The organism is Cohnella sp. 56 (assembly GCF_037963805.1).
Lineage (GTDB): Bacteria > Bacillota > Bacilli > Paenibacillales > Paenibacillaceae > Cohnella.
Genome location: NZ_JAZDQE010000003.1, coordinates 330,001 through 346,956 on the forward strand (window position 1 = coordinate 330,001; position 16,956 = coordinate 346,956).

General features: G+C 64.6%; 15 protein-coding genes. 10 read left to right on the forward strand and 5 right to left on the reverse strand.

Annotated features, from left to right (window positions below; all coding sequences use genetic code 11):
* Positions 1-121: 121 nt before the first annotated feature.
* Both VQ071_RS06975 and VQ071_RS06980 read left to right on the forward strand, forming a co-directional pair.
* Positions 122-961 carry a stalk domain-containing protein gene (locus VQ071_RS06975; protein ID WP_340513176.1) on the forward strand — a complete coding sequence of 280 codons (840 nt, stop codon included), beginning with the start codon at positions 122-124 and terminating at the stop codon, positions 959-961.
* A 221-nt stretch (positions 962-1,182) separates the two neighbouring features.
* A complete protein-coding gene (locus VQ071_RS06980; protein WP_340513178.1) occupies positions 1,183-2,979 on the forward strand; it encodes an ABC transporter ATP-binding protein in 1,797 nt (598 codons plus the stop codon).
* A 207-nt stretch (positions 2,980-3,186) separates the two neighbouring features.
* On the opposite strand, the gene VQ071_RS06985 is transcribed toward VQ071_RS06980, so the two are convergent.
* From VQ071_RS06985 to VQ071_RS06995, 3 genes are all read right to left on the reverse strand, one after another.
* The gene (locus VQ071_RS06985) at positions 3,187-3,690 is read right to left on the reverse strand and encodes a DinB family protein (protein WP_340513179.1); all 504 of its coding nucleotides are present in this window, start codon (positions 3,688-3,690) and stop codon (positions 3,187-3,189) included.
* An 80-nt stretch (positions 3,691-3,770) separates the two neighbouring features.
* Entirely contained in the window at positions 3,771-4,754 is a 984-nt protein-coding gene (locus VQ071_RS06990) for a helix-turn-helix transcriptional regulator (protein WP_340513180.1), read from the reverse strand.
* Complete coding sequence (locus VQ071_RS06995) at positions 4,751-5,713, reverse strand: LysR family transcriptional regulator (protein WP_340513182.1); 963 nt, start codon at positions 5,711-5,713, stop codon at positions 4,751-4,753. Before VQ071_RS06995 ends, VQ071_RS06990 begins: the two co-directional genes overlap by 4 nt.
* Before the next feature lie 127 nt (positions 5,714-5,840).
* On the opposite strand from VQ071_RS06995, the gene VQ071_RS07000 reads away from it, so the two are divergent.
* Positions 5,841-6,728, forward strand: a complete 888-nt coding sequence (locus VQ071_RS07000) for a DMT family transporter (RefSeq protein WP_340513183.1) — start codon at positions 5,841-5,843, stop codon at positions 6,726-6,728.
* A 93-nt stretch (positions 6,729-6,821) separates the two neighbouring features.
* Entirely contained in the window at positions 6,822-7,895 is a 1,074-nt protein-coding gene (gene prfA / locus VQ071_RS07005; protein ID WP_340513184.1) for a peptide chain release factor 1, read from the forward strand.
* Positions 7,896-8,621: 726 nt separating this feature from the next.
* On the opposite strand, the gene VQ071_RS07010 is transcribed toward prfA, so the two are convergent.
* Positions 8,622-9,500 carry a helix-turn-helix transcriptional regulator gene (locus VQ071_RS07010; RefSeq protein ID WP_445293271.1) on the reverse strand — a complete coding sequence of 293 codons (879 nt, stop codon included), beginning with the start codon at positions 9,498-9,500 and terminating at the stop codon, positions 8,622-8,624.
* A 151-nt stretch (positions 9,501-9,651) separates the two neighbouring features.
* Between VQ071_RS07010 and VQ071_RS07015 the strand changes: the two genes are divergently transcribed.
* From VQ071_RS07015 to VQ071_RS07040, 6 genes are all read left to right on the forward strand, one after another.
* Positions 9,652-11,037 (forward strand): MFS transporter, encoded by a 1,386-nt coding sequence (locus VQ071_RS07015; protein ID WP_340513186.1) that lies wholly within the window; start codon positions 9,652-9,654, stop codon positions 11,035-11,037.
* Between the two features lie 97 nt (positions 11,038-11,134).
* Positions 11,135-12,133, forward strand: coding sequence for a N5-glutamine methyltransferase family protein (locus tag VQ071_RS07020; RefSeq protein WP_340513187.1), 999 nt, complete (start codon positions 11,135-11,137; stop codon positions 12,131-12,133).
* A 107-nt stretch (positions 12,134-12,240) separates the two neighbouring features.
* On the forward strand, positions 12,241-13,062 hold the full coding sequence (spoIIR, locus tag VQ071_RS07025) for a stage II sporulation protein R (RefSeq protein ID WP_340513188.1): 822 nt from the start codon (positions 12,241-12,243) through the stop codon (positions 13,060-13,062).
* 51 nt (positions 13,063-13,113) lie between these two features.
* A complete protein-coding gene (locus VQ071_RS07030; protein ID WP_340513189.1) occupies positions 13,114-14,295 on the forward strand; it encodes an L-threonylcarbamoyladenylate synthase in 1,182 nt (393 codons plus the stop codon).
* A 490-nt stretch (positions 14,296-14,785) separates the two neighbouring features.
* Positions 14,786-15,343, forward strand: coding sequence for a manganese efflux pump MntP (locus VQ071_RS07035; RefSeq protein WP_340513190.1), 558 nt, complete (start codon positions 14,786-14,788; stop codon positions 15,341-15,343).
* A gap of 60 nt (positions 15,344-15,403) precedes the next feature.
* Complete coding sequence (locus tag VQ071_RS07040; protein ID WP_340513191.1) at positions 15,404-15,985, forward strand: low molecular weight protein arginine phosphatase; 582 nt, start codon at positions 15,404-15,406, stop codon at positions 15,983-15,985.
* Between the two features lie 71 nt (positions 15,986-16,056).
* On the opposite strand, the gene VQ071_RS07045 is transcribed toward VQ071_RS07040, so the two are convergent.
* Positions 16,057-16,935 carry an Rpn family recombination-promoting nuclease/putative transposase gene (locus tag VQ071_RS07045; protein WP_340513194.1) on the reverse strand — a complete coding sequence of 293 codons (879 nt, stop codon included), beginning with the start codon at positions 16,933-16,935 and terminating at the stop codon, positions 16,057-16,059.
* Positions 16,936-16,956: the final 21 nt, after the last annotated feature.

Below are 16,956 nucleotides of genomic sequence, written 5' to 3' on the forward strand. Positions count from 1 at the left end.
GTTTGGACAAGCGCGCAACCTTTTGGACGAAGCGCGCGTCTGTATGGGGGCAATAATCGTTAGAGATGCCATCGCATTCGGCATGGCGATCAGCCGCAACCTAGAGAGGAGCTAACTCATCATGCGCAAATCCAAGACCATTATTCTACTGACGGCAGCCGGCATTCTCGGCGCGACCGCGGTCGCCGGGGCATCCGGCCTCACGCAGAAGGTGAGCGGCCTGCTCCGCTCCGACATTCACATCTCCGTCAACGGCGACGCCTACGCCTCGCTGACACCTGTCTACATCGACGGCAAAGCCTATGTGCCGCTGCGCGATACGGCAGGCGCACTCGGCTACGAGCTTGCCTGGAGCCAGCAGTCCAAGCAGTTCAACCTGAGTCAGAAAAAAGAGGAGCAGGCGCCGGTGGATCAGTACATACTGAATACGGGCGTCGTAACCGAAGCCAATACGGACGGGAATCTGACGAGCCTGAACGTGATGGGCAGAGGCGCGACGGGCGGCTTCGACTGGATTATCGCCAAGGCGGACAAGGATACCGTCATCGTCGACGAATCCGGTGCGGCCAAGACGACGGCCGATCTCAAGGCGGGCACGCGCGTTGCCGTCGAGTACGGACCGGTCGTCGCGCTCAGCTTCCCCGGCCAATCGCATGCGGCCAAGATCACGATCTTGGGCGAGCGTCTGATCAAGGAAGACAAGGTCGGCGCCGTCAACAAGACGGATAGCGGCTGGCAGGTCCAGCTCGGCGCAGGCACGGGCGATGAGGCGGTATCGAATCTGGTGTTGAACGTCGGCGCGGATACGCTGATCGTATCGTCGATGGGCGAGCCGCTCAAGGCCGAGGATATCAAGCCCGGCGCGAAGGTCCGTGCGTTCTACGGCCCGGCTACGACGCGGAGCATCCCGCCGCAGAGCCCGGCGGACATGATCGTCGTACTGCCGGCGGACGTCCAATAAGCATATTATTCCAGCGATAGAGCGGCCCCTTCGAAGGACCTTCGAAGGGGCCGCTTTTTTACTGATACATCGTTCCGCTGCCCCCATCCGACGTCTCATTGCCTGCGAACAACAGCCTCGACAGCCGTCAACGCTCTTCTTTTCGGATACAACACCCGCTCCCCGTCAAGCTGATATAATGAACACACTGATATTACTCGACAAAAAGGAAGCATCGTATCATGAGAAGACTAAGCGAGCAACACGAGGCGGGCGCGGGGAGAGCGGATGTGAAGCTGTCGCGCGTACTGCTGCTGTTCAAGCCGTATGCGGGCCAGCTGGCGTTTATCCTGGTGCTGTCGCTCGCGGCTACGCTGGCGGGGCTGGCGGCGCCGCTCGCGACCAAGGAGCTGGTCGACCGGGCCATTCCCGGCAGGGACATGGGGCTGCTCCTGCTGTTCGCCGGCCTCATGGCGCTCAGTCCGCTCGTCAAGGGCGTGCTGAACGTCTGGCAAACCTACTTGAACAATAAAGTTGGTCAAAGCGTCATGCGGGATCTGAACGACCGTCTGTTCCGCAATCTGCAAAAGCAATCGATGTCCTTCTTCACCCGTTCCCGCACGGGCGAGATCATCCAGCGGATCTCCGGGGACGTGCAGGCCGTGCAAGGCGCGATCACGGGCACGATCGTCACGGCCATCACGCAGGCGGTCACGCTGATCGCGACCGTCGTCATTTTGCTGCGGCTCGATTGGCGTCTCGCGCTCGTCTCGATGACGATCATCCCCCTGCTGCTGCTGCCGGCCAGGAGAATTGCGAAGCTCCGCAAGTCGCTCCGTCTTCGCGTGCAGAACATGCGGGGAGAGATGGCTTCCCATCTGTCGGAAACGTTCGGCGTATCCGGCGCGCTGCTGACCCGGATCTTCGGGCGCGAGGAGGCGCAGGTGAACCGGTTCGCGGAGATGAACGACTCGGTCAAAAGCATGGAGCTGCGCCTCGGCCTGATCGGCCGGTGGTACGGAATGGCGGCAGGCGTATCCAATCCGCTCGCGACGGCGGTCGTCTATCTGTACGGCGGATGGCTCGTCATTCATGACGGCCTGTCCATCGGCTCGGTCATCGCCTTCGCCGCCCTGACGGGACGGATGTACGAGCCCGTATCGGGTCTGCTGGGCGTGCATCTGGATCTGTCCGCCGCGATGGGCATCTTCCAGCGGATCTTCGAGTATCTCGACCTGAAGCCGGAGGTGGCCGACGCGCCGGGCGCGAAGCCGTTGGAGAGAGGGGCGGGCGAGGTTCGGTTCGACGGGGTGGCGTTCGCATACGGCCTTGGCGGCGAAGCCGTGCTCAAGGGGATCGATCTGACGGCCAGGCCGGGCCAGCTGCTGGCGCTGGTCGGGCCGAGCGGGGCGGGCAAGACGACGCTCGCGGGCCTCGTCGGCAGGCTGTACGATCCGGCGCGCGGGGCCGTGCGCATCGACGGCCGCGATATCCGCGGCGTCACGCTCGGCTCTTTGCGCGGGCAGATCGCCTATGTGACGCAGGAGCCATTCCTGTTCTACGGCACGATCGCCGACAACCTCCGCTTCGCGAAGGAAGACGCCACGCCGGAGGAGATGGAGACGGCCTGCAGGCAAGCCTACATTCACGACGTGATCGCCGGACTGCCGCAGGGCTACGATACGAAGGTGGGCGAGCGGGGCCACCGGCTCTCGGGCGGCGAGCGCCAACGAATCGCCATCGCGCGCGCGATCCTTAAAAATCCGCGCATCCTGCTGCTCGACGAGGCGACCTCGCATCTGGACTCCCGCTCCGAGGCTTATGTGCAGCAGGCGCTTGAAGGACTGATGGCCGGACGCACGACGATCGCCATCGCGCATCGCCTGTCCACCGTCCGCTCCGCCGACGCCATCGCCGTGATGGATCGGGGCCGCATCGTCGAACAGGGCACGCATGAGGAGCTGCTCGCGTTGGACGGACTGTACGCCAAGCTGTATCGGACGCAGTTTGCCGAGACGACGACGGACGCATCGAGGTAGAAAGACAGCGTGTGACTGGGGGAGGCATGGAGCTGGCGGAAACGTGGAGGCGGCGCGGGGAGGGGGGCGCACGGAAGGTAGCTAAAGGACGGGGAGAGGTGCCGCACGACAGGTCGAGATAGCCGATGGAATCGGCTAACGGCGGCGAAAACGCCGCGCGGCGACCGAGATAGCCGATAGAATCGGCTATCTCAGGCTGCCGAACCGTCACACGACCGGCGGCTCCATACCCATGCTCTGCCATTCTTCGAGCGACGGCCCGTACAGGCCGGGCACGCGCAGTCCGGCCTGTCGCATCAGCACGGTCATCTGGCCCCGGTGATGCACCTCGTGCTGGATCACGGCGCGAAGCGTAATGCCGTTCGGCCACTGCTCGCCGTACATGTCGCTGGATTCGGCCAGCTTGGCGTCCTGCCATTGCTCGCGCACGGCCCCCGCCACCTCCCGCGACGTGCGCGCATAAGCGGCCGCAATGTCGGCGGCCGACGACGGCACGACGTGCTCGTCTCCAGGCGCCTGAAGCTCGAGCCCCGTACGGACCAGCATCTCGTGCGGGCTGCAGGTCAAGTGCCAGGCGAGCCGGCCCAGCGTGCGGTAGTCTTCTCCTACGGACTGGGACAGCGACGCGTCGGTGAGCGCCTCCATCAGCCGGCGCGTGCCGGCGGATACGCTTTCCCATTCTTGAACGAACGCTTCGATGCTTGTGAACACAGGATCATCCTCCTCAGAATCGCCGCCCCTGTCGGACGACTTCCTTAAGCTCCCTGTATGGGGCTTGTCCTCCGAGCATATCAGCCCTTCGCTGACAACAGGCTGTCAGCAGACGCATAGAGGCGCAGCACTTCTTCGGCGCATGCGCGCACGGCTGCCGCCAATTCGGGCGGCGACTCGACATAGACGCTTGTCCCGAAGCCGAGCAGCCACAGATGGAGCCACGGCTCGTCCGGCTGCCGCGTTCGTACGCGCAGCGATCCGTCTGGCAGTTCCTCCATGCCCGCCGTGCTGTCCGACGAGCCAAAGTAGTCCTCGGCCTTCGTCCGGGCGGCAGACGCGAATCGCAGGACGATCTCCTTGGGACTGCTCCAGTCCGCATTCGACATGCTCTCCCAGGTCAGCGGGCGCATCTCCGGCTGTTCCCTGCGCGCGAAGACATCGTCCGTCCGGGCGAGCGCCTTGATGCGGGACAATCTGAACAGCCGGAAGTCTTCTCTTTTCAGACAATAGCCGTAGATGTACCAGACCAAACCCTTGAGCACCAGGCGCGTCGGCTCGCACAGACGTTCCGAACGTTCTCCCGCTATGTCCGTATAGCTGAACCTCACGATCCGCCGCTCCCGTATCGCCTCCCGGAGCAGGGCGACCTTCGCCTTGTCCTGCGTTCCCCCTCCCCAAGGATTGATATCGACGACCATCTGCTCCGCTGCGTCCGTCAGCAGGGTCTGCTCGGCTCCCGACAGCATCGCACCGACCTTGTCCAGCAGTCTGCCAATCTCCCGCTCGTCCATCGCCTGGCGGATACCCTGCAGGGCGATCACCATCGCCTGCAGCTCCTCCATCGTCAGAAACTGGCGCTCGAGGCGATAGCGCTCCATAATCTCGTAGCCTCCGCCTTCTCCCGCGTAGGAGACGATGGGGATGCCGGCCTGATTGAGCGTCTCCATATCGCGATAGACGGTCCGCAGCGACACCTCGAACCGGTCTGCCAGCTCCCTGGCCCCGATCCGCCGCCTTCCCAGCATCAGCATCGTAATCGCGAGCAGCCGGTCCAGCTTCATGCGATGATGCCTCCTTTGCGATGGCCCCGGCGCAAGGTTTGCGCATGTCCCAGGTCGGGCGCTTCTCCGGCGGCCGCTCCGCTGACCGCTTCGTCCAGCTTCTCGCATGCCTTCGCCAGCTCTTGCAGGAACAGCTCCAACGGCCGGCTGACATAGGCGTCCCGCCGCATGACGAAGAACGTGCGGATGCGGTTGTAAGGCGCCTTCAACGGATGAACGCATAGCGCGCCCGCCGCTTCGGCCTTGGAGACGACGCTGCGGGGCAGGAGCGAGATGCCGAGTCCGGCGGATACGCCTCCGACGATCGCTTCCAGCGTGCCGAACTCCATAATTCTCGGCAGCGCCCAGGCATGCTCCCGGGTCCAGCGCTCCAGGACGGACCGGTAGTGGCAGCCGTCCGTGAACACGAGCATCGGCTCGCCGGCCAGCGCTTCGACATCCTGCCGCTCCGGCGGGGAGATGAGGACGATCTCCTCGTCGAACGCGGGCACGGCCGTTACTTCCTCCTCGGGCCAAGGCCCCGACAGAAACCCGCCGTCCGCCTCGTAGCGCAGCACTTTGTCCAGCACGCTCGCCGAATGGCCGGTGGACAGCGACAGCTCGACCTCCGGATAGCTGCGATGATAGTCTGCCAGCAGAGCGGGCAGGCGGACGGCTGCACAGCTCTGCGTGGAAGCGATCGCGAGCGGCCCGAGCGGGCCTTCGCTCGAAGCGACCGCCTTGGCCGCCTCGTCCAGCAGCCCGACGATCCTTTCGGCGTACTCCAGCAGCAGCCTGCCTTCCGTCGTCAGCGTCATGCCGCGGTTGTGCCGGTGGAACAGGGGCTTGCCCAGATCCGACTCCAATTGACGGATGCGAGCCGTCACATTCGACTGCACATAGCCGAGCTTGGCTGCGGCGGCCGTCACCGTCCCCTCGAGCGCCACCGCCCGAAACACGCGCAAATCCCCGCTTTCCATTCCTATGTCCCGCCTTTCGGTATCACTTGCACTGATGGATGCCATGATTTATTTCTATTTTATTTGATGACGCATACCCGTTACAATCATTTTAACCGAACCGGATCCGCGAAGGAGAGATAACCCGATGAACCCCAGAGTCTATGCTTCGCTGATTCTCGTCACCACCTTGTCCATGGGACTGGCGTTTCCCGTTGGCCGGATCGGCCTCGACGGTGCGCCGCCTTTTTTGTTGATGAGCATGCGCTTCGTCGCCGCCGGACTGCTCATGGCCGCGTTCACCGCACGGCGCGCCAAGCCGGCCAGCTCCGGCGCATGGCTGCGCATCGCCCTGATCGGCACGCTGAATTCCGCAGGCGTCATGGGCTGCAGCTACTACAGCATGAGGTGGATTACGTCGGGCGAGTCGGCGATCCTCATATTCGTCAACCCGCTGCTCATTATTTTGTTCGCCGCCTTGTTCCTCAAGGCCCGCTATCGGATCGCACAGTGGACGGGCGTCGCACTCGGCTTCGCTGGCGTCTTCTGCACGATGGGCGCGCATCTGCAGCTGAACCCCGGCACGCTCATCTCGCTGCTCGGCGCCTGTTTTTTCGCTGCGGCTTCCCTTTTAGTCAAGCGCTGGGGCCAGCAGATCGATACCTGGGTGCTCAGCGGCTACCAGATGCTGTTCGGCGGCATCGTGCTCGGCGTCCTGAGCGCGCTGTTCGAGCATCCGTACATCCATCCGACCGGCTCGTTTTATTTCTCGCTCGTCTGGCTCGTGCTCGTCAGCTCGATTCTCCAGTTCTCCGGCTGGTCCTATCTGCTGCAGCGGGGCGATCCCGCCAAGACCAACGCGTTCCTGTTCCTGGCGCCCTTCTTCGGCGTCATCGGCGGGGCGGTCCTGCTCGGCGAGCCGCTCCATGCCTACGTTGCGGCGGGCGGCGCGATGATCTGCGCCGGCATCTTCCTCGTCAACTGGCAAGGCAGCGCGCCGCGGAAGACGGTAGCCGCCACCGAGCGGGCGAGCTGAAGCCGCGGCCTGCTCCGTCGCCGCACTGCTCGGACTTGCACCGGTATGATATAATGGAGAGACAACGATTATGATTACCGGAGGTTGGTTGAAGTGCTGGATCGCTTGCAGGCACTGGCGGACCGATACGAGAAGCTGAGCGAGCTGTTGTGCGACCCCGACGTGGTGAACGATTCGGCCCGTCTGCGCGCGTACGCGAAGGAACAATCGGATCTGCAGGAGCCCTACCAGGCTTATGTCGAATATAAGCAAGTGTCGGAGCAGTTGGCCGATGCCAAGACGATGCTCGAGGACAAGCTGGACGACGAGATGAAGGCCATGGTCAAAATGGAGATCGAGGAGCTGGCCGCCCGCAAAGAGGAACTGGAGGAACTGGTACGCGTCCTGCTGCTGCCCAAGGATCCTAACGACGACAAGAACGTCATCGTCGAGATCCGGGGTGCGGCCGGCGGCGAGGAGGCGAACTTGTTCGCCGCCGAGCTGTACCGCATGTATGCCAAGTACGCCGACAGCCAAGGCTGGCGCACCGAGCTGCTCGAGGCCAGCGTCAGCGACCTCGGCGGCTTCAAGGAAGTCATCTTCACGATCAACGGGCAGGGCGCGTACAGCAAGATGAAGTTCGAGAGCGGCGCACACCGCGTGCAGCGCGTGCCCGAGACCGAGTCCGGCGGCCGCATCCATACGTCGACCTCGACCGTCGTCGTCATGCCGGAGGCCGAAGAAGTCGATATCGAGATTCTCGACAAGGACATCCGCGTCGACACGTTCTGCTCGAGCGGTGCGGGCGGCCAGTCGGTCAACACGACCAAGTCCGCCGTGCGCGTGACGCATATCCCGACCGGCATCATCGCCACCTGCCAGGACGGCAAGTCGCAGAACGACAACAAGGCCAAGGCCCTTCAGGTGCTCCGTACCCGAATCATGGACATCAGGATCCAGGAAGAGACCGCCAAGTACGCGGGCGAACGCCGCGAGAAGGTCGGCACCGGCGACCGCAGCGAGCGTATCCGCACGTACAACTTCCCGCAGAGCCGCGTCACCGACCACCGCATCGGCCTCACCCTGCACAAGCTCGACTCCGTGCTGAACGGCGAGATGAACGATATCGTGCATGCTCTCTCGATCGCCGAGCAGGCCGAACTGCTGGAGAAGGAAGGCATGGCCTGATTCAGCCGAGCCGCATAAATGGAGAGCCCATCGTTACCCCTTTGGGGGGAGCGGTGGGCTCTTTTGGGCTATCGATCGGCCAATAGCGGCGGAAGCTGCCGCTATGCCCGGCTTGCCCGGCCTCTTGTGTGGGCCAATAGCGGAAAAAAGCTCCGCTAACGCGCGCGAACCCAGCCTCGTACCGGCTCATAGCGGAAGAAAGTTCCGCTATTGCTCGCAAACCCTGCTTCGTGGTAGCCAATAGCGGAAAAAGTTCCGCTAACGCATACAAATCCATCCTCATATCGGCTGATAGCGGAAAAAAGTTCCGCTATTGCTCGCAAACCCGGCTTCGTGGTAGCCAATAACGGAAAAAAGTTCCGCTAACGCGTACAAATCCATCCTCATATCGGCTCATAGCGGAAAAAAGTTCCGCTAACGCGCGCGAACCTGGCCTCGTACCGGCTCATAGCGGAAAAAAGTTCCGCTATTGCTCGCAAACCCGGCTTCGTGGTAGCCAATAGCGGAAAAAAGTTCCGCTAAAGCGTACAAACGCATCTTCGTACCGGCTGATAGCGGAAAAAAGTTCCGCTATTGCTCGCAAACCCGACTTCGTGGTAGCCAATAGCGGAAAAAAACTCCGCTAAAGCGTACAAACTCATCCTCGTACTGGCTCATAACGGAAAAAAGTTCCGCTAACGCGCGCGGACCCTTCCTCACTTCGGCCCATCTCGGCAGAAACCGTCGTTATTTTCCGCCGTTTCCCTGCTCCATCGCCGCTGTCGCCGCCTGCGTCGCTCCTTCGGACAGGCGCTTCAGCTTGGCGGCCGTGTCGCTCTCTGCGGACGGCATATTGACGGTCGCCGTCAGATGTGGCGCGTCCGACACGGCGAAGGAAATCTGCTCGAAGACGAGCAGGCCCGCCGCAGGATGGTAGTTGCGCTTCGTCCCCTCGGGACCGCTCAGCACGTCGTGGGCCGGCCACCACGCGCGGAACTCGGCGCTCTCGCGGGTCAGGTCCTCGATCATCGTCACCCACCACGGGTCTCCCGCGAACCTGGCGTAGCCTGCGCGGAACTGGGCGAGGCGATGCCTGGCATGCGGCTCCCAGCCGTCGCGGAGCAGGTCGCGTATATAGGGGCTGGTAAACGTCCGCCACAAGGAATTGCGATCCCTGGCGGACATCGCCGCATAATCGCCGTAGATCAGGCAGGCGCTCCTGTTCCAGGCTACGATATCGAGCCGCTGGTCGGTCACCATCGCCGGACTCGGTTCCTGCTGCGAGAGGAACAGCCGCAGCGCTTCCGGCACATCGCCGCCTTCCGGCTGCGGGTCGGCGGGGAGCTGGCGGATCGCGAGCAGGTACAGATGCCGCCGCTCGGCATCGTCCAGCCGCAGCGCGCCCGCGATGCTGTCCAGCACCTGGGCGGACGCCTGGATGTCGCGCGCTTGCTCCAGCCATGTGTACCAATCCGCGCTGACGCCCGCCAGCTGCGCCACTTCTTCGCGCCGGAGCCCCGGCGTGCGCCTGCGGCCTCCGCGCGGCAAGCCGACCTGCTCGGGCGAGAGGCGTGCTCTTCGCGTTTTCAGGAACAACGCCAGCTCCTGCTGCCGCGGGTCTCTCATCGGATTCATGTCGTTCGCTTCCTCTCCCGCCAGTCCAGCCTAGGATTCGCGATCCCCGGATAAACGCTCGGATTTTGCTGCCGTCACATCCATTATAAACTGACCGGGCATCGAATGACGACGGTCGCTTGCGATCGAAAGGAGAATGGAGATGGAAGCATCTGTGCAAGTCCGCGCCAGCAGCGGACGGGAGAGGGGGCGCTCACTGCTGCTCATCGGGCTGTCGCTCGGCTATTTTATGGTACTGATGGATACGACGGCGCTCAGCGTCGCGCTGCCTGCCATACGCGGGGACCTCGGCGGCGGGATATCGGGACTGCAGTGGGTGGTAAACGCGTATACGATCGTGTTCGCGGGATTGCTGATGTCGATGGGCGCGCTGGCCGACAGATGGGGGGCGAAGCGCGTGTATATGGCGGGGACGGCTGTGTTTCTCGCCGCCTCGGCCTCGTGCGCCGCGGCGCCGTCGCTGGGCGCCCTCATCGCGCTGCGCGGCGTGCTCGGCATCGGAGGAGCCGCATTGCTGCCGGCATCGCTGGCGCTGCTGTCGAGAGCGTATCCCGAGCCTGCGGCCCGCGCCCGGGCGCTCGGCATATGGGCAGCGACGACGGGGGCGGCGATGGCGATCGGTCCGGCCGCCGGCGGCGTTCTGGCGGACGGGTTGGGATGGCGCAGCATATTTCTGATCAACGTGCCGCTGGCCGCCGTCAGTCTCGCGCTAACTGCGAAGCTCGCCGGCGAAGCGGCGGTCCGCAGCAAGCGCAGCCTCGATCTGGCGGGCCAGGCGACGGGGATCGCGGCGATCGGATCCTTGGCCTACGCTCTTACGGAGGGACAAGCACGCGGCTGGTCGTCTCCCGTCGTACTGGGCGCATTGTGCGTCTTCGCTATTGCGGCGGCAGCCTTCCTGCGGGCCGAGGCCAAAGGTGCCGCACCGCTGCTCCCGCTCCGCATATTCAGAAGCCCGACCGTATCGGCGGGCATGACGGCCGGCCTGCTCGTCAACGTCGGCTTCTCCGGCGTACTGTTCGCGCTCCCGCTTTATTTCCAGCAGGCATGGGGCTATTCGGCGCATCAAGCGGGCCTGGCCCTGCTGCCGATGACGATCCCGCTCGCCTTCAATCCGATCCTGACGGGCCGGCTCGTGAGCCGCATCGGCTCGCGGGCGCCGATGACGGCCGGCTTCGCGCTGTGCGGGATCGGCGTGCTGCTGCAGGCGTTCGGAGGCGCGGGCTCCGGCTACTGGGTCATCCTGATCGGAATGCTGGCCATCGGCTTCAGCATCTCGCTGACCATCCCTGCCATGATGGCCGCGGTGCTGGCCGCCGTACCCGCCGAGCTGACAGGCTCCGCCTCGGGCGCGCTGAATGCCGTGCGTCAGCTCGGTGCGACGCTGGGCGTCGTGCTGCTGGGCGCGATCCTCGGCCATGCCGGCACATTGGAGGCCGGCGTGAAGCTGGGCTGCTATGCGCTGGCGGTCGTCCTGGCCGCAGGCAGTCTGCTCTCCTGGGCGAAGATCGGTCGGGAGGGGCGCTGAGCTAGGCCGGCCGCACCTGCGCACGGTCGGGATGTGGTATCGGTCTTGCCGCGTATGATACCATATGGCTTATGTGATGGCGGAAAGGAAGAGCGGCATGGAACAAGCTCGAACGTACGGAGAAATATGGAGGGCGGGGGCGCGGCGGCTGGCGGAAGTCAGCGGCGACGAGAACGAGGCGGAAGCAAGCGCGGAGCTGCTGCTCCTGCACCTGCTGGGCATCGGCAAAGCGGAGCTGCTGCGCGATCTGAGGGAGCCGGTTCCCGAGGCGCTGCGGGAGCGCTGGGCGTCGCTGCTTGCCCGCAGGGCGGCAGGGGAACCCGTACAATATATAACCGGGGAACAGTACTTCTACGGGCGCCGGTTCGCCGTAGCGCCGGCCGTGCTGATCCCGCGCCCGGAGACGGAGCTGCTGGCCGAGGCGGTGCTGGCAGCGGCGGCGGAGATCTTCGAGAGACGCGGCGGCCGACCGTTAGGGGCAGTGAGCGGGCGGGCAGGAGGCCAGTCGCCGGAGCCGGCTGCGCAGGAGGACGGAGGCGAGTCCGCTGCTGCGATTCGCGGGGAGACAGCGCTGCGCGTACTGGATGTCGGCACGGGCAGCGGCGCACTGGCTGTCACGCTGAAGCTGGAGCGGCCCGGCTGGGACGTGACCGCGAGCGATCTGTCGCCGGCGGCGCTGGCCGTAGCGGCGGGCAATGCGACGGCGCTGGATGCGCAGGTTCGGTTTGTGCAGGGCGACCTGCTGGCGCCCTTCTTGCCGGGCGGCGGGCATGCGGGAGAGCGCATCGACGTTCTCGTCTCCAATCCGCCTTACATTCCGTCCGGCGACCTGCCGGACCTGCAGCCGGAGGTGCGCGAGCATGAGCCGCATCTCGCGCTGGACGGCGGGCCGGACGGACTCGCACCTTACCGCCGTATGGCCGCGCAGCTCGGCCAACTGGCCGCCATGCCGAACCTCGTCGCCTGGGAGGTAGGCATTCATCAGGCAGAGCAGGCGGCAGACCTGCTCAGACAAACTTCGCGCTGGGACGAGATCCGCCTGATTCGCGATTATGCTGGCATTGACCGCCACGTGCTGGCCCTTCGTTTCTCATAAAAAAATAGATTGCTAGGTTTACAGATTCGAGAGAAGGACATAATGAGGACTAAGCCGTTCCGGAACGCATCGGCCGCACCGACGGGTGCGCATGAGGAGCGAGAACGATGCGTGGTCTTCGTCATTATGGTCCTTTTCTTTTACTTTTTCTTGTCGGTCTGTCGGGATTCTCCACCCTTGCTGTGAACCGTGCCTCGGCGGATGCCGAAGGCGACGATACGATACCGAACCAAGCGATCCGCATCCGCATCATCGCCAACTCGGACAGCGATCGCGATCAGAAAATCAAACGTGAAGTGCGAGATGAAGTCGCGGCGCTGATCGAGTCCTGGGGCGAGATGCCGGCTACGATCGAGGAGGCGCGCGCGCTGATCCGCTCGCATCTGCCCGAGGTCGGGAAGGCGGCGGACAAGTCGCTGAAGCGGTCCAGGGCGGGCTATGGGCAAAAGACGGAGCTGGCTGTCGTCGAATTTCCGGCCAAGACGTTCGAGGGCAAGGATTATCCGGCGGGCAAGTACGAAGCGCTTCGCATCACGCTGGGCGAGGGCGGCGGCGCCAACTGGTGGTGCGTGCTGTTCCCGCCGCTGTGCCTGACCGCGTCGGTGAAGGCGGACGACGGAGCGGCGCAGGCCGCGAATCAAGCGGGCGAGGGCAAGGCGGCGGCTGCAAAAGCGGACAAAGGCAAAGCTGCGGGAGCAAAGGCGGGCAAAGGCGAGGCAGTGGCGGCAAAGTCAGACGCGGACAAGGGTGCGGCGGCAACGAAGGCGGGCAAAGGCAAAGCGGCGACCGTTCAAGCGGTCGCACACAGCTCGGCGGGGGACGATGACGGTATCGTGGCAGCCGTGCCTGCCGAGAAGCCGAAGGCGGAATTTTTTCTCTGGGTGCTGCTCAAGAAGCTGATCAGCTTCATCAGCTCGTTGTTCGCTTGAGTCCCTGTGATATAATCGTCCTAACTTGAGAAACGCGAGGGACGGACAGACATGACGACGAATACGAAATATTGGACGCCGGCGGACGGGGATGCCGGTTTGACCGAAGCCGCCGCGGCGCTTGCCGCAGGCGGCGTCGTGGCGTTTCCGACCGAGACGGTGTACGGTCTCGGAGCGGACGCGCGCAGCGAGGCTGCGGCGGAGCGGATCTTCGCGGCCAAGGGGAGGCCGTCCGACAATCCGCTGATCGTGCATCTGGCTGATGCGTCCGGCGTGGAGGCGCTGGCCGCCGGAGTGTCGCCGCTGGAGCGTGAGCTGATGGCGGCCTTCTGGCCCGGCCCGCTGACGCTGGTGCTGCCCGTGCGGCCCGGGGCAGTGGCCGCGCGCGTCACGGCGGGGCTCGACACGGTCGCCGTGCGCGTGCCGGCGCATGAGACGGCGCGGCGGCTGATCGCGGCCGCGGGCTGCCCGGTCGCGGCGCCCAGCGCGAACCGCTCGGGCCGGCCGAGTCCGACGCGCGCGCAGCATGTGCTGGACGACCTCGACGGGCGCATCGACGGCGTGCTGGACGGCGGTCCGACGGGCGTCGGCGTGGAGTCGACGGTCGTCCGCGTGCTCGGCGGCGACGTCCATATCCTGCGGCCGGGCGGCGTGACGGCCGAGCAGCTGCGGGATGCGGTCGGCGAAGCGGGCCGCATTGTGGCTGGCGGCGCCGGCGATGCGGCGCTGAATGCGGGCAGCGCCGACGGTGTGGTGCCGGATGCAGTCGGCGCGGCATCGGCAGCTGGGAGCGCTGCCGTTGGGACGGCTGCCGGCGCGTCGCTGGCAGCCGCGGGGGATGCGCCGGGCGCGCCGCGCTCGCCCGGCGTGAAGTACGCGCATTACGCGCCTGCGGGCGTAATGGCGGTTGCTTCCGGCGCGCCGGAGGCGGTGCGCGCCGCCGTGCAGGCCGCCGTCGATGCGGCGCGGCGGCGGGGAGAGCTTGTCGGCGTGCTGTGCTGCGACGAGCACGCCGGGTTTTACAGCGGCGCGGACGCAGTCATCGCGCTGGGGCCGCGCGCGGCGCCGGAGGCCGCCGCGCAAGCGCTGTACGCGGCGCTGCGCGAATGCGACGCGCGCGGGCTGCGGTTCATCGCGGCCGAAGCCTTCCCGGAGGAAGGCCTCGGGGCTGCGCTCATGAACCGCATGCACAAGGCGGCCGGGGGCCGCGTCCTGCCCGAGCGTGCACCATAACGGTGCATGCCTCACGGTTCGTGTCTCCCGAGCCCATCGCCGCGCCCCAGCATGCACAAAAACGGTGCATGCCTCACGGTTCGTGTCTCCCCAGCCCGTCGCCGCGTCCCAGCATGCACAAAAACGGTGCATGCCTCACGGTTCGTGTCTCTCCAGCCCATCGCCGCGCTCCAGTATGCACAAAAACGGTGCATGCCTCACGGTTCGTGCCTCCCCAGCCCGTCGCCGCGCCCCAGCATGCACAAAAACGGTGCATGCCTCACGGTTCGTGTCTCTCCAGCCCGTCGCCGCGCCCCACGGTGCACACCGCCCGTCTCTCGCCGCCCCCGCACCCTCCCGCTCTCCTCAGCCTGCCAGCCGTTGCGCATGGAACACTTCCGGCCGTCCGCTACTCCTCCGTCATCATCCGTCCTCTCTGCCCGCAGGGCATGTTCGCCGCCTTGTCCGCATATGCTCACATATCGGGCAAGCGGGACAAGGGGGCTGGAGCATGGAATGGTCTGCGGCGGCAGGGCATTTGGTTACGATCGGTATTATGGCGATAGCGCTCGGGATGGATGCCTTCTCGCTCGGCATCGGCATCGGGCTCAAGGGGGTTCGCAAGCTGGACGTGCTCAAGCTGAGCGCGTTGATTGCCCTGTTCCACGTGCTCATGCCGCTCGGCGGCATGCTGACGGGGCATTATGTGAGCGAGCTGCTGGGCGGCGTCGCCACGTCCGCGGCCGGTGCGCTGCTGCTCCTGCTGGGCGGCCATATGGTATACAGCGCGCTGCGCGGGGAGTCTGTGACTTCCTTTAACCACCGTACGCTCTGGGGCATGCTCGTATTCGCGCTCAGCGTGAGCATCGATGCCTTCTCGGTAGGCGTCTCGCTCGGCATGTTTTCCGCGCATATGCTGTTCACGGTGCTCCTGTTCGGATTCGTAGGGGGGGCGATGAGCGTGCTGGGGCTGCTGCTCGGACGGCGGGTGAGCCAGTCGCTCGGCGGCTACGGGGAAGCGTTCGGAGGCGTCATCCTGTTTGCATTCGGACTGCTCTTTTTGATATAACTAGTTCACTATAAATAGATGAAGGACGGGAATCCGTCCTGAACGAGGAGGCCAAGGATCATGCGGCGTATATTGATGGTGTGCACCGGGAATACATGCCGGAGTCCGATGGCCGAGGCGCTGCTGCGCGATTGGGCGGCGCGGACGGGCACTGCGATGGAGGTTCGCTCCGCCGGCGTAGCCGCCCAATCGGGCATGCCGATCTCGGCGAATGCGGCCGAGACGCTGAAGCGGGGGAACATCGTGCTCCCCGGGACGTCGACGCGGCTCGACCGGGAGGACGTGGATTGGGCGGATCTCATCCTGACGATGACGACTTCCCACAAGCGCGCGATTGCGGAGCGCTATCCGCAAGCAGCCGCCAAGACGTACACGTTAAAAGAATACGCCAGTCAGAGCGAGGCACTGGTGCCGGACTTGCAGGAGATGGATCGCCTTCATGCCGAATTGCAGGTGGCGCTGGCGCTGGGCAAGCCGTTTCCCGAGCAGGACAAGCGGCGCCTGACAGATCTGTCGCGACGTGCGCCGGATATGGACATCGCCGACCCGTACGGCGGGCCGCTCGCCGTATACGAAGCCTGCGCCCGGGAGATTCGCGAAGCGATCGAGCGCGCCTTCGGCGGTCGGCACGAATCGAATTGACTGCTTCCGCGCCATAACCGAACGGCCACAAGCGCCGCTTGCTCCCCTCTGGAGCAGGCGGCGCTACTTTTTTAATGAGCGTCTCTCAGCTTCGCTACCTCGTCCGGCTGCAGATCGAGCAGGTCGGCGATCTGAGCCGGCGAGAGGCCCTTGGCCAGCAGCTTGCGCACGCTCTCTTCACGGCCCTTCTCTTTGCCTTCCTCCAGCCCTTCCTCGTAGCCCCATCGCTTCCAAGCCGGCATCAGTTCCATCACGCGTTCGGCCTCCTTCGGATCGCGGGCATGCAGCTCGCGCAGAATGGATCGGTCCTCCTCGGCTTCAGGCCGATAGTAGAGGTCAGCGATCGACATGACGAGCGCCAATCTGGCGTCGTCCAGCTTCGGATGCAGCCTCGCCAGCATCTTAAGATAAGCCATGCGAAGCTCGCGTCTATCCTTTTCATTATAACCCATCCGTGCCAGCAGCGCAGCGGCCACCGGATTGTCCGACTTGGCGAAGCGCCGCCAATCTTGGCGCGCCAGCTCCAGCTTGCGGTAGCGGAACTCGACAATTCGTTCCTCCCCAAAGCGCATCGTGTACCCGTCGGGCTCCTCCCGTCCGCCGCTGCCGGTGAATACGGCCACAGGGAGAATCACTTTATAGTTTTTGCGATGCCGCTCGAGCAATCTCGCGAAGTACAGAAACATGCGCTCCCCAAAGTCCGCCTGCGCATAAGATTGGGGCTCCAGATGGATAAGGATGTACACATTTCTCCCACGCAGACGGACTTCGACCAGCAGATCGACCGTACGTTTCTCACCCCCGACGACGTCGACCAAGAGCTCCTGCATGAGAAACCGGGTATGGGAAAAGTCGATCATACGATGGAGCTCGGGGAAAAACAGCGCCATAAATTCGGCGAAAAAAGCTTGCAGCAGCTTTTTGAAAACCTCGTCATGCGGCACCACCACCTCGACTCGTCACGCTCCCCC